This is a genomic window from Trujillonella humicola, from assembly GCF_046233715.1.
Taxonomy (GTDB): domain Bacteria; phylum Actinomycetota; class Actinomycetes; order Mycobacteriales; family Geodermatophilaceae; genus Trujillonella; species Trujillonella humicola.
In genome coordinates this window covers 1-13,981 of sequence record NZ_JBJNRJ010000025.1, presented here as the reverse complement: position 1 = coordinate 13,981, position 13,981 = coordinate 1, and the positions used below count along the sequence as shown (strand labels likewise).

General features: G+C 75.4%; 15 protein-coding genes and 1 tRNA gene. 8 read left to right on the top strand and 8 right to left on the bottom strand.

The annotated features are described in order from the left end of the window. Positions 1-4: 4 nt before the first annotated feature. The 4 genes from ACK586_RS13910 to nth are packed head-to-tail and all read right to left on the bottom strand — an operon-like array spanning position 5 to position 2,611. A complete protein-coding gene (locus tag ACK586_RS13910) occupies positions 5-478 on the bottom strand; it encodes a cupredoxin domain-containing protein (protein ID WP_409331083.1) in 474 nt (157 codons plus the stop codon). Beyond that, the gene (locus ACK586_RS13905) at positions 475-1,245 is read right to left on the bottom strand and encodes an NUDIX hydrolase (protein WP_409331082.1); all 771 of its coding nucleotides are present in this window, start codon (positions 1,243-1,245) and stop codon (positions 475-477) included. Before ACK586_RS13905 ends, ACK586_RS13910 begins: the two co-directional genes overlap by 4 nt. After that, complete coding sequence (locus ACK586_RS13900) at positions 1,242-1,820, bottom strand: TlpA family protein disulfide reductase (protein WP_409331081.1); 579 nt, start codon at positions 1,818-1,820, stop codon at positions 1,242-1,244. Before ACK586_RS13900 ends, ACK586_RS13905 begins: the two co-directional genes overlap by 4 nt. Continuing rightward, positions 1,817-2,611, bottom strand: a complete 795-nt coding sequence (gene nth / locus ACK586_RS13895) for an endonuclease III (RefSeq protein ID WP_409331080.1) — start codon at positions 2,609-2,611, stop codon at positions 1,817-1,819. The genes ACK586_RS13900 and nth overlap by 4 nt, the downstream gene beginning before the upstream one ends. 148 nt (positions 2,612-2,759) lie before the next feature. On the opposite strand from nth, the gene ACK586_RS13890 reads away from it, so the two are divergent. Continuing rightward, the gene (locus ACK586_RS13890) at positions 2,760-2,993 is read left to right on the top strand and encodes a hypothetical protein (RefSeq protein WP_409331079.1); all 234 of its coding nucleotides are present in this window, start codon (positions 2,760-2,762) and stop codon (positions 2,991-2,993) included. Between the two features lie 190 nt (positions 2,994-3,183). Next, positions 3,184-3,858 carry a Crp/Fnr family transcriptional regulator gene (locus tag ACK586_RS13885; RefSeq protein ID WP_409331078.1) on the top strand — a complete coding sequence of 225 codons (675 nt, stop codon included), beginning with the start codon at positions 3,184-3,186 and terminating at the stop codon, positions 3,856-3,858. Between the two features lie 212 nt (positions 3,859-4,070). Here the strand turns inward: ACK586_RS13885 and ACK586_RS13880 are convergent, their stop codons facing one another. The 3 genes from ACK586_RS13880 to sp36 are packed head-to-tail and all read right to left on the bottom strand — an operon-like array spanning position 4,071 to position 5,520. Then, positions 4,071-4,868, bottom strand: a complete 798-nt coding sequence (locus ACK586_RS13880; protein WP_409331077.1) for an NUDIX hydrolase — start codon at positions 4,866-4,868, stop codon at positions 4,071-4,073. Then, the gene (locus tag ACK586_RS13875; protein WP_409331076.1) at positions 4,865-5,338 is read right to left on the bottom strand and encodes a RidA family protein; all 474 of its coding nucleotides are present in this window, start codon (positions 5,336-5,338) and stop codon (positions 4,865-4,867) included. Before ACK586_RS13875 ends, ACK586_RS13880 begins: the two co-directional genes overlap by 4 nt. 8 nt (positions 5,339-5,346) lie before the next feature. Continuing rightward, positions 5,347-5,520 carry a Sp36 family protein gene (sp36, locus tag ACK586_RS13870; RefSeq protein ID WP_409331075.1) on the bottom strand — a complete coding sequence of 58 codons (174 nt, stop codon included), beginning with the start codon at positions 5,518-5,520 and terminating at the stop codon, positions 5,347-5,349. 65 nt (positions 5,521-5,585) lie between these two features. Here sp36 and bagA point away from each other — a divergent pair, with 65 nt between their 5' ends. From bagA to ACK586_RS13855, 3 genes are read left to right on the top strand one after another with little or no spacing between them, the layout of a single operon-like run. Then, positions 5,586-6,578: an ATPase BagA gene (gene bagA, locus ACK586_RS13865; RefSeq protein ID WP_409331074.1), complete on the top strand. Its 993-nt coding sequence runs from the start codon at positions 5,586-5,588 to the stop codon at positions 6,576-6,578. Next, entirely contained in the window at positions 6,575-7,825 is a 1,251-nt protein-coding gene (gene bagB / locus ACK586_RS13860) for an ATPase BagB (RefSeq protein ID WP_409331073.1), read from the top strand. Before bagA ends, bagB begins: the two co-directional genes overlap by 4 nt. Positions 7,826-7,866: 41 nt before the next feature. Further along, positions 7,867-10,284 (top strand): penicillin-binding protein, encoded by a 2,418-nt coding sequence (locus tag ACK586_RS13855; RefSeq protein ID WP_409331072.1) that lies wholly within the window; start codon positions 7,867-7,869, stop codon positions 10,282-10,284. Between the two features lie 61 nt (positions 10,285-10,345). On the opposite strand, the gene ACK586_RS13850 is transcribed toward ACK586_RS13855, so the two are convergent. Then, positions 10,346-10,822 (bottom strand): GatB/YqeY domain-containing protein, encoded by a 477-nt coding sequence (locus tag ACK586_RS13850; RefSeq protein WP_409331071.1) that lies wholly within the window; start codon positions 10,820-10,822, stop codon positions 10,346-10,348. Between the two features lie 53 nt (positions 10,823-10,875). Here ACK586_RS13850 and ACK586_RS13845 point away from each other — a divergent pair, with 53 nt between their 5' ends. The 3 genes from ACK586_RS13845 (at position 10,876) to ACK586_RS13835 (ending at position 13,876) form a co-directional block, all read left to right on the top strand. Then, positions 10,876-11,787: a metallophosphoesterase gene (locus ACK586_RS13845; protein WP_409331070.1), complete on the top strand. Its 912-nt coding sequence runs from the start codon at positions 10,876-10,878 to the stop codon at positions 11,785-11,787. Between the two features lie 57 nt (positions 11,788-11,844). Then, positions 11,845-11,921: transfer RNA gene (locus ACK586_RS13840), tRNA-Pro, on the top strand. A gap of 146 nt (positions 11,922-12,067) precedes the next feature. Beyond that, positions 12,068-13,876 carry a S9 family peptidase gene (locus ACK586_RS13835; protein WP_409331069.1) on the top strand — a complete coding sequence of 603 codons (1,809 nt, stop codon included), beginning with the start codon at positions 12,068-12,070 and terminating at the stop codon, positions 13,874-13,876. The last annotated feature ends 105 nt before the right edge of the window (positions 13,877-13,981 follow it).

Here is a 13,981-nt window from a genome sequence, read left to right as displayed (position 1 = left end):
CAGGTCACCCCGCGACCGTCATGGTGCCGACCTGGCCCAGCTGGATGTGGAAGCTGCAGTCGAAGGGGTAGTCGCCCGCCTCGCTGACCTCGAACTCGATGGTGCTGCTCTCCCCCGCCTGCAGCAGCGGGATCTGCTCCTCGATCTCCGCCGGGCCGGCACCCGGGGTGAAGCGGAAGTTGTGCACCATCTGCTCGTCGGTGTTGACCACCGTCAAGCGCACCCGTCCAGGTGCCACCGTGAACGCGTCGGGGCTGAACACGTAGCCCGCGGGCGTCTCGATGGTGACCTCCTGGACGCCGTCGGGCGCCGTGGTCACCGAACCGGGCGCGGCCGCAGCCGGCGGGGACGGGGCTCCCCCGCCCTGGCCGTCGTCCCCACCGCAGCCGGCGAGGGCGACCGTGGACAGCACGAGACCGGCGGCCAGCACGGCGCCCCGCCGGGCCGTGCGCCGCCGAGGCAGGCCGGCTTCGCTCATCGCCCGGGAACCGTACGCGCCGCGGCACCGCCCGGCCCGTGATCGGCGACCGTCGGCGCGGCGGCGTCCTCGGCCCCACCCGCGTCGACCGAACCGGGCACGCGGCCGGGGCGGATCTTCTCCGGGTCGATCGGCCGGACGTCGGTGACGTCCCACGGCAACGCCAGCCCGGCCGCCTCGAGGATCGCCTCCAGCACACCCGCGGTGAACCCCCAGACCTCCATGTCCGCGACGGCGAACGCCGGGCCCAGGAAACCGGCCGGGTGCTTGAGCCGGTAGCGGTTGGCCGGGTCGGCGAGCTCGGCCAGCGGCACACGCGCGACGCGGGCGACCTCCCGCGGGTCGCCGACGACCACCTCCGACGGCTCGTCCCACCACGCCACCACGGGGACGACGAGGTTGTCCGAGGGGCCGAGGAACAGCTCCGGCAGCGTGCCGAGCACGCGCACGCCGGCGGGGTCGACGCCCGCCTCCTCCTGCGCCTCGCGCAGCGCCGTGCCGACCGGGTAGTCGTCGCCGGGGTCGGCCCCGCCGCCGGGGAACGCGGGCTGGCCGGCATGGGTGCGCAGGTGCGCGGACTTCTCGATGAGCAGGACGTCGGGGCCGTGCGGGCCCTCGCCGAAGAGCACCAGCACCGCCGAGCGGCGCGCGGTGGCGGTGCGCTCCTGCATGCGGTGGCGCAGCGGGAGGTCCCCCGCCGAGGCCATCAGCCGCCGCAGGAACTCCGGCAGGCCGGCGTCGTCGTCCGCCCGGTGCGCGGCGGTCACAGCTGCACCCCGAGGTGCTCGGCGACGAGCGCCACCAGCTCGTCGACCGACCGGACCGGACCGACCTGGACGTGCGCGATCCCGCCCTCGGCATCCAGGAAGTAGGTGTAGGGCAGCGCGCCGATGCCCAGCTCGGCCATCAGATCGCCGTCGCCGTCGAACGCGGAGGGGAAGGTCGCCCCGGCCTCCTCGGCGAAGGCCTCCGCCTGCGGCGCGCCGTCCCGGCTGATGACGCCCACCACGCCCAGCCGGTCGCCGGCCCGGTCGGCCAGCCCCTGCACCAGCGGCAGCTCCTCCCGGCACGGGCCGCACCAGCTCGCCCACAGGTTCACCACGGTCGGCTCGCCGAGTGCACGGCCCAGGTCGAGGGCGCCGCCGCCGGGGCACTCGAGCTGCAGGTCGGGCAGTGTCTGCGCGCCCGCGGCGGGCCGGTCGGGCTGCTCGGCGCAGGCGCCGAGGACGGTGTCGCCGAAGCCGGACCCCGGCGGTCCGCCCGGCGCGTCCTCGCCGTCCCCGGTGCACCCGGCGAGGACGACGACGGCGGCCAGCGCGGCCGCGGCGATCGCGCGCCTCACTCGGTGTCCGAGGCGGCCGGGGTCTTCACCAGCTCCACCGCCTTCTCCGGATCGGTGGGGCCGATGCCGTAGGAGGGACACCAGCGGGCCAGCCCGCAGGCGCCGCACGCGGCCTTCTTCGCGTGGCAGACGCGCCGGCCGTGGAAGATCACGCGGTGGCTGAACATGGTCCACTCCCGCTTGGGGATCAGCTCGGCGATCTCGGCCTCGACCTTGACCGGGTCCTCCTCCGCCGTCCACCCGAAGCGGCGCACCAGCCGGCCGAAGTGGGTGTCCACCGTGAGGCCGGGGACGTCGAAGGCGTTGCCCAGGACCACGTTGGCCGTCTTGCGCCCCACCCCGGGCAGGGTGACCAGGTCGGCCATGCGGCCGGGCACCTCGCCGTCGAAGCGCTCGACCAGCGCCGCGGCCAGCCCCAGCACGGAGTTGGCCTTGGCCCGGAAGAACCCGGTCGGCTTGAGGATCTCCTCCAGCTCGGCGCGGTCGGCGCCGGCGAGGGCGACCGGGTCGGGGTAGCGCGCGAACAGCCGCGGCGTCACCTTGTTCACCATCTTGTCCGTCGTCTGCGCCGACAGGACCGTCGCGACGAGCAGCTCGAAGGCGTTGGTGAAGTCGAGCTCGCAGTGCGCGTCGGGGTGGATCACGGCGAGCTCGCGGGCCATCCGCCGGGCCCGCCGGGTGCGCGCCAGCGGCGTCTCGTCGGGGTCGTACGGCACACCCCCGCGGGCCGCGGTGCGGCGAGCCGGCGCGGAGCGGGGCGGGACGGGACGCGCGTAGGCCGGCGAGGACACGCGACCGAGGGTATGCGGCGGGACCGACGGCGCCGGCGTGCGATCATCGCCCACGGCACCGCCCCGGGCATGGACGCCCGACACGGGGGTATCGGAACGCGAGGGCGTCACGGACGCCGCCGTTCCCGGGCCGGAGGAGGAGGTACCGGTGGTCGCCCTCGTCGTGATCCTGTTCCCGCCGCTGCTCATCGCCTTCCTGCTGGTGATGGAGCGCGTCGAGGAGCCGCTGCGGCGCCCGGCCAGCCCGCGCGAGGTCGCCGCGTTCGTCGGCACCGCCACGCCGGGCGAGGTGGAGACCCTGCACAACTCCGGCGTCGGCCGGGCGATGGGCCGCTGGCGGCAGCGGCGGCGCGTGAAGCGGGCCCGGTCCCCGCTGGTCTGACGAGGGACCCCGTCCGCGCCGGTGCGGGCGGGCCCGGCTCACCCGTCGGGGGTGCGCCGCCGGTCCCCGATCGGGTGACCGCGCGCACAGCCCCACTAGACTCGGGGTGAGATCGGCGACCGCTGCCCGTACGCGGCCCGTCGCCGGTGCGGAACGCCGTGTGCCGAGCGATCGGTCGAGAGGACGCGTAGTGGACGAGGTGCTGGCCCAGTCCGGGCTCTTCCAGGGCCTGTCGGAGGAGGCCGTGACACCGGTCATCAGCCGGCTGGAGACGATCACGCTGCCCCGGGGCCGGGTCGTCTTCAACGAGGGCGAGCCGGGGGACAGCCTGTACATCGTCATGTCGGGCAAGATCAAGCTGTCCAAGCGCTCCCCCGACGGCCGCGAGAACGTGCTGGCCGTCATGGGCCCGTCGGACCAGTTCGGCGAGCTGTCGGTGTTCGACCCCGGCCCGCGCACCGCCACGGCGACCGCGGTCACCGACGTCAAGCTGGCCCGCATGCCGCAGACGGTGCTGCGCCCGTGGATCGACAGCCACCCGGAGATCGGCGAGAAGCTGCTGCAGGTCCTCGCCCGCCGGCTGCGCCGGACCAACGACTCGGTCGCCGACCTGATCTTCACCGACGTCCCCGGCCGCGTGGCCAAGGCGCTGCTGCAGATGGCCGACCGGTTCGGCAGCCGCGAGAGCGACGGGCTGCGGGTCAAGCACGACCTCACCCAGGAGGAGCTGGCCCAGCTCGTCGGCGCCTCGCGCGAGACCGTGAACAAGGCGCTGGCCGACTTCGTGCACCGCGGCTGGATCCAGCTGCAGGGCAAGTCGGTCGTCGTCCTCGACGAGGACCGGCTGCGCCGCCGCGCGCGCTGAACCCCTGAGCCTGGAGAGGCCGGGTCCCCGCCGGGGGGCCCGGCCTCTCGCGTCCCGCGATCAGCGTCGTCCCGTCATCGGCCACTCATGGGCGGCTCGTGGCCGCCCGCGGGACAACGCTCAGCAGCCGACGGCGTCCTGCGGACGCCGGCCGTCGCGCAAGGCTCAGCGCAGGCCGGGGACGGCACCTGGCCGCGGTGTGACGCGGAGCGTCACGAAGGCAAGGGCACGACCAGCCGGAGCCTCGTGCCGTCGGGGAGGACGGCCCAGGTCCCGTCGGGGGTCTTCTCGAACCGCGGGGTGATCGGGTGCAGCGGCTCCGGCGGGGCGCCGGCGAGCAGGGCGGCCACGTCCGGGTAGCGCTCCAGCTGCCCGAGGGTGTGCAGGGTGGGCGGGAGCATGGGCCGCAGCCCGGCCGACGCCTCGTGCAGCGCCGCCGACGGCGTCAGCCACACCGCCTCGTCGGCCTCCCCCGAGACGTGCCGGGCGTCCTGCCCGACCGGCAGCGCGGCGGCGAAGAACTTGGTGTCGTAGCGGCGGGGCTCCCGCGGCGGGGCGATCCAGTGCGCGTAGGGCCGCAGCAGGTCCGAGCGCAGCACCAGCCCGCGCGTGGCGAGCAGCTCGGCCAGGGAGAGCTCGCGGGCCAGCAGGGCCTGCCGCTGCGCCTCCCAGTCGTCCCCCGTCACGTCCGGGACGACGGAGTCCGCCGTCCCGGCGAGCAGGACGCCGGCCTCCTCGAAGGTCTCGCGCACCGCCGCGCAGACGAGCTCGCGCGCGAGCCGCTCGTCGCAGCCGAGGGCGGTGCCCCAGGCGGCCGGCGGAGGGCCGGCCCAGGCGACGTCGACGTCACCGTCGCGCGGGTCGACGCCGCCGCCGGGGTAGGCGGTCATCCCGCCGGCGAAGGGCATCCCCCTGGTGCGCCGCAGCAGGTAGACCTCGAGCCCGGCGGTGCCGTCGCGCACCAGCAGGACGGTGGCGGCCTGCCGCGGCGTCGCGGGCTGCGCCGTCACCGGATCTCGACGGTGAGCTCGACCTCGACCGGCGCCCCGAGGGGCAGCTCGGCGACGCCGACGGCGCTGCGGGCGTGCTGGCCGGCCGGTCCGAACACCTTGCCCAGCAGCTCGCTGGCGCCGTTGACGACGCGCGGCTGGCCGGTGAAGCCCTCGGCGCTGGCCACGTACCCGACGACCCGGACCACGCGCACGATCGAGTCCAGCCCGACCAGGTCGTCGACGGCGGCCAGCGCGTTGAGCGCGCAGACCTTGGCGTCGTGGGCGGCGTCCTCGACGTCGACGGACCCGCCGACCTTGCCGGTGCGCCGCAGCCCGCCGTCGACGAACGGCAGCTGACCGGAGGTGAACACGAGCTGCCCGGTGCGGACGGCGGGCACGTAGGACGCGACGGGGGCGGCCACCGCGGGCAGCCGGACGCCGAGCTCGGCCAGCCGCGCGGTCCAGCTCCCGACCTGGGGTGTGCTCACGGCCGGGCTCAGCTCACCGGGCGCTTGAGGTAGGCGACGAGCTGCTCGGCGCCGCCGGGACCGGGCAGCACGGTGACCAGCTCCCAGCCGTCGACCCCCCACGAGTCGAGGATCGCCTTGGTGTTGTGGATCAGCAGGGGGATGGTGGCGTACTCCCACCGCTGCCGGGCCGCGTCGCTCATGGCCGCGACGCTAGCGCAGGTGCGTGCGAGTGCTGGGGGCCGCGGGGGTCCCTACCCTTGCCCAGGTGACCACCGATCCCTTCCCCGTGCGCTGCCACGTGGTGTCCGGCAAGGGCGGGACCGGCAAGACGACCGTGGCCGCCGCCCTCGCCCTCGCGCTGGCGGCCGACGGCCGGCACGTGCTGCTCGTCGAGACCGAGGGGCGGCAGGGCATCGCGCAGCTGTTCGACACCCCGCCGCTGCCCTACGAGGAGCGCCGGGTCGCGGTGGCGCGCGGTGGCGGCGAGGTGAAGGCGCTGGCCATCGACGTCGAGGAGGCCCTCCTCGAGTACCTGGAGATGTTCTACAACCTCCGCCGGGCGGGCCGGGCGCTGCGCAAGATGGGGGCCATCGACTTCGCCACGACGATCGCCCCGGGCCTGCGCGACGTGCTGCTCACCGGGAAGATCAAGGAGGCGGTCACCCGCCGCCGCGACGGGCACCGGGTGTACGACGCCGTCGTCGTCGACGCCCCGCCGACCGGCCGGATCACCCGGTTCCTCAACGTCACCGGGGAGATGGCCGACCTGGCCCGGTCCGGCCCGATCAAGACGCAGAGCGACGGCGTCATGGCGGTGCTCAAGTCGCCGCAGACGGCCGTGCACCTGGTGACGCTGCTGGAGGACATGCCGGTGCAGGAGACCGCCGACGCGATCGCCGACCTCGCCGCAGCCGGTCTGCCGGTCGGTTCGGTCATCGTCAACATGGCCACCGAGCCGGTCCTGCCCGCCGGCAGCCTGGCCGCGGTCGCCGCCGGCCGGCTGACCGGCGCCGACCTCGCCCCGGCCCTGGCCTCGGCCCACCTGCCCGACGGCGCGGCGCTCGCCGACGCCCTGGCCGCCGAGTCCGTGGACCACGCCCGGCGGTGGGCGGCGCAGGACGCGCTGCGCGGCCAGGTCGCCGCGCTCGGCCGCCCGACCGTGGAGCTGCCGATGCTCACCGGGCCGATCGACCTGTCCTGCCTGTACGAGCTGGCCGAGCGGCTGGAAGGGCACCTGGACGCCGAGGTCGCCGCGTGAGCGCCGAGCCGGCGGCACGGCCGGCCGGGCGGCAGGCGCCGCCGCGACCGGCCCTGCCGATGGACCTCGCGGCGCTGATCGAGGACCGCGACACCCGGATCCTGGTGTGCTGCGGCGCGGGCGGCGTCGGCAAGACGACGACGTCGGCGGCGCTGGCGCTGGCCGCGGCCGAGGCCGGCCGCACCGTCGTCGTCCTCACCATCGACCCGGCCCGCCGGCTGGCCCAGTCGCTGGGGCTGGCGGAGCTGGACAACGAGCCGCGGAGGATCGAGGTCCCGGGGCTGGGCACGCCGGAGTCCCCGGGCGAGCTCTCGGCGATGATGCTGGACATGAAGCGGACGTTCGACGACGTCGTCGCCGCGCACTCGACGCCCGAGCGGGCCGAGCAGATCCTGGCCAACCCCTTCTACCAGTCGCTGTCGTCGTCCTTCGCCGGGACGCAGGAGTACATGGCGATGGAGAAGCTCGGGCAGCTGCGGGCCACCGACACGTGGGACCTGATCGTCGTCGACACCCCGCCGTCGCGGTCGGCCCTGGACTTCCTCGACGCTCCCAACCGGATGGGCCGCTTCCTCGACGGGACGATGATCCGGCTGCTCACCGCGCCGGCCCGCGCCGGCGGGCGGGCGGGCATCCGGCTGGTCGGCGCGGGCTTCATGGTGTTCAGCCGGATCATCAGCAAGATCCTGGGCGGCCAGCTGCTGCGCGACATCTCCGCGTTCGTCTCGGCGCTGGACACGATGTTCGGCGGGTTCCGGGAGCGGGCGACCGCCACCTACGAGCTGCTGCGCCGACCCGGCACGTACTTCGTCGTGGTCGCCACGCCGGAGCCCGACGCGCTGCGCGAGGCCTCCTACTTCGTCGACCGGCTGTCGGCCGAGGGCATGCCGCTGGCCGGGCTGGTGCTCAACCGCACGCACCCGCCGGCCACCAGCGCGCTCAGCGCCACCCGCGCCGAGGCGGCGGCCGAGGAGGTCGCCGAGGCCGGCGGCGAGGGGGCCGAGCTGGCCGCCGGGGCGCTGCGCGTGCACGCCGAGCGGATGCAGCTGGCCACGCGGGAGCAGCGGCTCGCCGACCGCTTCACCAGCGCCCACCCCGAGGTGCCGGTGCGCACCGTCCCGGCCGCCGCCGGCGACGTCCACGACCTCGACGGGCTGCGGGAGATGGCCGCCGAGCTGACCGGTCCCGACGGCGACACGCCGACCGGGGTGCCGAGGACGAGGGTGCTGCCCGCGCGCCGCGGCTGATCCGGGGGTCGCCGCGGCGCGGCACCGTACATTCGTCGGCGATGTCGACTTCAGCTGCCCCCCAGCGCTCCGTCGTGATGGCGAAGCTCGCGGGGTCCATCGTCCTGGCCGGCGCCCTGCTGGCCGGCATGCTGCTGCCCTTCGTGGGCGGCACCGGCCTCGCCGCCCGCAACTCCGCGTCCCTGCTGGACGCCCTGCCGGTCGAGCTCACCGACGCGACGCCCGCCGGCAACAGCCGGGTGCTCGCCGCGGACGGCTCGCTGATCACGATGTTCTACGCGAACAACCGGACCGTGGTCACCAGCGAGCAGATCGCGCCGGTCATGAAGGAGGCCCTGGTCGCCGTCGAGGACTCGCGCTTCTACGAGCACAACGGTCTCGACGTGCAGGGCACGGTGCGCGCGCTGGTGACCAACGTCGCCGCCGGCGGCGTGCGCGAGGGCGGCTCGACGATCACCCAGCAGCTGGTGAAGCAGACGCTGCTGCAGACCGCGAGCAGCGCCGAGGAGCGGACGGCGGCGATCCAGCAGGAGGGCACCGCGGGTGTCTCCCGCAAGCTGCGCGAGGCGCGGCTGGCGCTCGCCCTGGAGGAGACCTACTCCAAGGACGAGATCCTCACCCGATACCTGAACATCGTGTACTTCGGCAACGGCGCCTACGGCATCCAGGCCGCCGCGCAGCGGTACTTCAGCGTCAGCGCCGCCGACCTGACCCTCCCGCAGGCGGCGATGCTCGCCGGGCTGGTGCAGAGCCCGGCCAAGGACGACCCGATCAACAACCCGGAGCGGGCCCAGGCCCGCCGGGACCAGGTGCTCAACCGGATGCTCGGTCAGGGGCTGATCGGGCAGGCGGACCACGACGCGATCGCGGGCACGCCGGTCGCCGTGGTGCCCGGCCAGGCGCCGCCCAACGGCTGCATCGACGCCGCGATCGGCGGGTTCTTCTGCGCCTACCTCGAGCAGTACCTGACCGGCACGCTCGGCATCAGCCAGGACCTGCTGCAGAACGGCGGGCTGACCATCCAGACGACGCTGCGGCCGGACATGCAGGTCGCCGGCGACCAGGCCGTGCTCAACACGCTGCCGATGGGCGACGAGCTCGCCGGCATGTACACCGCCGTCGAGCCGGGGACCGGGCGCGTGCTGGCGATGAGCGTCAACCGGCGGTTCGGCTGCGACCAGCCCGAGTGCGAGTCGGTGGTGCTGAACACCGCCTACAGCCAGGGCGCGGGGTCGACGTACAAGACGTTCACCGCGGCCGCCGCGCTGGAGCAGGGCTACTCGCAGTACTACACGATCACCACCAGCGACCCCTACGTCTCGCGGGTGTACCGGAACGGCGGCCGGCCGTACTCCGTCGGCAACGCGGGCAACTACCCGAACACGCTGGACATGGAGCGGGCGCTCTACATGTCCTCGAACACCTACTTCCTCGCCCTGGAGGACGCGCTGGGCAGCGTCGAGGCCCCGGTGCGGATGGCCGAGCGCATGGGGATGAACTTCGCCGCGACGCCGGCCGACCAGATCATCGACGAGAACCGCGGCTCGTTCACCCTGGGCGCCGAGGCGACCAGCCCGCTGGACCTCGCCAGCGCCTACTCGACGCTGGCCGCCAACGGCACGCAGTGCGACCCGCGGCCGGTCGAGCAGGTGCTCGACCGCAACGGCGAGCCGCTGCTCGGCGACGACGGCGAGCCGGTGGTGCGCACCGACAACTGCACCGCCCAGGCCATCCCGCCGGGCGTGGCCACGACCCTGAACCAGATGCTGCGCAAGGACGTCGAGCCGGGCCACAGCGGCCAGACCGGTGCCCGCGCGTACATCCCGGGCCACCAGATCGCCGGCAAGACCGGGACCTCGCAGAGCAACTTCTCCGTGGCCTTCGTGGGCTACACGCCGCAGTACGCCGCGAGCGTCATGGTGCTGAACCCGAAGCGGAACCAGAACGTCGGCGGCTTCGGTGGCGGCAAGGGCGCGACGATCTGGCACGACGCGATGCAGCCCGTCCTCGGCGGCCAGCCGGTGGTGCCCTTCCCGGAGGCCGACCCGGTGGTGCAGAACGGCAACACCCGCGCGGTGCCGAGCTGCTCGACGGTGAGCGGCTGCCAGTCGGCGCTCACCTCGGCCGGGTTCCGGTTCCAGGTCGAGCAGGCCGACAGCGACCAGCCCGCCGGCACCGTGGTCGGCACCAGCCCCTCGGCCGGCTCGCGCGCCGTCGAGGACCAGGTCGTGACGATCCAGGTCAGCAACGGCTCGGCCTACGTCGAGCCGGAGCCCGAGCCGACGCAGTCCACGCCCACCACCACCGCGCCGAACGGTGGCGGCCAGCCCGGCGGCGGCAACGGCACCGGCGGCCCGGGCGGTGGGCCAGGAGGCGGTCCGGGTGGCGGCGGTCCGGGTGGCGGCGGTCCGGGTGGTGGCGGTCCCGGAGGCGGTGGCCCCGGTCCCGGCGGGGGCTGACGCCTCCCCCGCTGCTCGATCTCGCGCGCCCCGCCGGCTCCCGGCGGGGCGCGCGGTGCGTTCAGGCCAGCTGGCGGCGGACCTCGGCGGCCACGCGCGCGCCCTCGGCCCGGCCCGCGACCGCGGCGGTGGCGGCGCCCATGACGCGGCCCATGTCCTTCATGCCGGCGGCACCGGTCGTCGTGACGACGTCGGCCACCAGGGCGGCGAGGTCGGCGTCGTCGAGCTGCGCGGGCAGGTAGCCGGCCAGCACGCCCTCCTCGGCCCGCTCACGCTCGGCCTGCTGGGCGCGGCCCGCCCCGGCGAACGCCTCGGCCGCCTCGCGCCGCTTCTTGGCCTCGCGGCGGACGACGGCCTGCACCTCGGCGTCGGAGAGCTCCCGCGCCTCCTTCCCGCTGACCTCCTCCGCGCTGACCGCGGCCAGCACCATGCGCAGGGTCGCGGTGCGCAGCTCGTCGCGGGCCTTCATCGCGGTCGTGAGGTCGGCGCGGAGCCGCTTCTTCAGGTCGGTCGCGGCGGGAGAGGAGGCATCGGGCACGTGCCCAGCCTGACACGGCCGGGCCACCTGCCCGGCCCGTACCCTGGCTGGACATGCGCTGGTACACCGCCGCCCCCGCCGTGGCCCTCGCCGGCGGAGCGGCCACCCTGGGCTACGCCGGCCTCTACGAACGGACCCGCTGGACGCTGCGCCGCTTCGAGGTGCCCGTGCTCGCCCCGGGATCGGCACCGCTGCGGCTGCTGCACGTCTCCGACGTCCACATGACCGCCGGCCAGCGGTCCAAGCAGGAGTGGCTCGCCGGGCTGGCCGGGCTGCGCCCGGACCTGGTCGTGAACACCGGCGACAACCTCGCCGGGGCCGACGCCGTCCCCCCGACGCTGCGGGCGCTGGACGGGCTGCTCGACCTGCCCGGGGTCTTCGTGACGTCGTCCAACGACTACTACGCCCCCAAGCCGAAGAACCCGCTCAAGTACTTCAAGAAGAAGCACAAGCGCGTGCTCGGCGACCCGCTCCCCTGGCGGGACCTGCGCGACGGCTTCACCCGCCGCGGGTGGCTGGACCTGACCAACCGCCGCGGGGAGCTCACCGTCGGCGGCCGGCGGATCGTCGTCGCCGGCGTGGACGACCCGCACCTGAAGCGTGACCGCTACGACCAGGTGGCCGGGCCGGCCGATCCGGGCGCCGACCTGCGCATCGGGCTGGTGCACGCCCCCGAGCCGCGGGTGCTGGACCGGTTCGCCGCCGACGGCTACGACCTGCTGCTGTGCGGCCACACCCACGGCGGCCAGCTCCGGGTACCGGGCTACGGCGCCCTGGTCACCAACTGCGGCCTGGACCGCGCCCGGGTGCGCTGGGTCAGCCGGTGGACCGAGCCGACGCCGCAGCGGCCCGACGGCACCTGGCTGCACGTCTCCGCCGGCCTCGGGACCAGTCCCTACGCGCCCGTCCGCTTCGCCTGCCCGCCGGAGGCGACGCTGCTGACGCTCGCCGCCCGCCCGGCCTGAGCGAGACCCAGCAGAGGGGGCACGGGGGGCGGGCGGTAGAGTGGTCGCCGCACGCCTCGGGGTGTGGCGCAGCTTGGTAGCGCGCGTCGTTCGGGACGACGAGGCCGCAGGTTCAAATCCTGTCACCCCGACCAGATCAGGGGCCGCCGGAAGGCGGCCCCTGACTCGTCTCTCCCCCCGGGGTCCGGTCGGCGCGGCGTCGTGAGTCCGGTCGACGCCCCGGCCGCACGGCCCCGGGCCGGCGCGGAGGCAGGGGCCGGCGCCGGGGGAAGATGACCCGGTGACAGCCGAAGCCACCGCCCCCGCCCTCTCCCCGGAGGTCACCGCCCGCTGGCAGGCGCGCTTCCGCGCCCCGCGGGTGAGCCTGCCCGACTGGGCGCTGGAGGCCCCGCACCGCAGCCTGTACTCCTCCGACGTCAGCGGGGTCGTCGAGCAGTACGCGTGGGACCGCGGCACCGACGCCCACCGACAGGTCACCGACCGGCCCAACGGCACGCTGATCGCGACGCTCTCACCCGACGGCGAGGCGATCTGGTGGTTCGCCGACACCGACGGCGACGAGTTCGGCGTCTGGATGGTGCAGCCCTTCGCCGGGGGCGAGGACCGGGTCGCGCTCCCCGACGTCGGCCCGGCCTACCCGGCGGGGCTGGAGATCGGCGGCACCGTGGTGGCGGTCGGCCGCTCCACCGACGACGGCAGCGAGCTGTGGCTGGCGCCGGCCGGCGGCCCGGCCCGCGTGGTCTACCGGCATCCCGACCCGGCCTCGGTCGACGCGCTGACCTACGACGAGGACCTGCTGGTGGTGTCGCACTCCGAGCACGGCGATCCGCGCTACCCGGCCCTGCGGGTCCTGCGGACGGCCGACACCACCCTCGAGGAGCCGGCGGTCGTCGCGGAGAAGTGGGACGGCGAAGGGCGCGGCCTGCACGCCCTGGAGTTCGCCCCGCTCACCGGGGACCGCCGGCTGCTCGTCGGGCACGAGCGGCGCGGGCGCGAGGAGCTGCTGGTCTGGGACCTGGCGACCGGCGCCGAGACCGAGATCGTGCTGGACCTGCCCGGCGACGTGACGGCCGGCTGGTACCCCGACGGGTCGGCGCTCCTGGTCGGCCACGACCACGCGGCCCGCAGCGAGCTGTACCGCTACGACCTGGCCGACGGGACCCTCGAACAGCTGGACACCCCGCGCGGCGTCGTCCGCGGGGCCACCGCACGGCCGGACGGCACCGTGGAGCTGGCCTGGTCGTCCGCGGAGCGGCCGCCGGTGATCCGGCGGGCCGACGGGCCGGTCGTGCTGGCCGCTCCCGGCGAGGAGCCGCCGGCGGCCTACCCGGTCGAGGACCGCTGGGTGCCCGGGCCGGGCGGGGACGTGCACGCGCTGCTGGTGCGCCCCGCGGGCGAACCGCCGTACGCGACCGCGTTCCTGGTGCACGGCGGGCCGGAGGCCGCCGACGACGACTCCTACCGCGCCCGTCGGGCGGCCTACGTCGACGCCGGCTACGCGGTGGTGCACGTGAACTACCGCGGCTCCACCGGCTACGGCAGCGCCTGGCGGGACGCGCTGACCGGCCGCCCGGGCCCCACGGAGCTGGAGGACGTCGCCGCCGTGTACGACGCGCTGGTCGCCGAGGGGTTCCTGGACCCCTCCCGCGCCCTCATCAGCGGCGGCTCCTGGGGCGGCTTCCTCACCCTGCTGGGCCTGGGCACGCAGCCGGAGCGCTGGGCGGCCGGCATCGCCGAGGTCCCGGTGGCCGACTACCTGGCCGCCTACGAGGACGAGATGGAGGGCCTGCGGGCCTACGACCGCGCGCTGTTCGGCGGCTCGCCCGACGAGGTCCGCGACCGGTACGTGACGTCGTCGCCGATCACCTACGTCGAGGCGGTCCGCGCGCCGGTGCTCGTGGTGGCCGGCGCCAACGACCCGCGCTGCCCGATCCGGCAGATCGACAACTACCTCGGCGAGCTGGCGCGGCTGGAGAAGCCGCACGAGGTCTACCGGTTCGACGCCGGCCACGGCTCGCTGGTCATCGAGGAGACGATCCGGCAGGTCGAGCTGGCCCTGGACTTCGCGCTGCGCCACGTGCGTCCCTAGTGGAGTGGGGGGGGGGGGGGGGGGGGGGGGGGGGGGGCGGGGGGGGGGGGGGGGGGGGGGGGGGGGGGGGGGGGGGGGGGGGGGGGGGGGGGGGGGGGGGGGGGG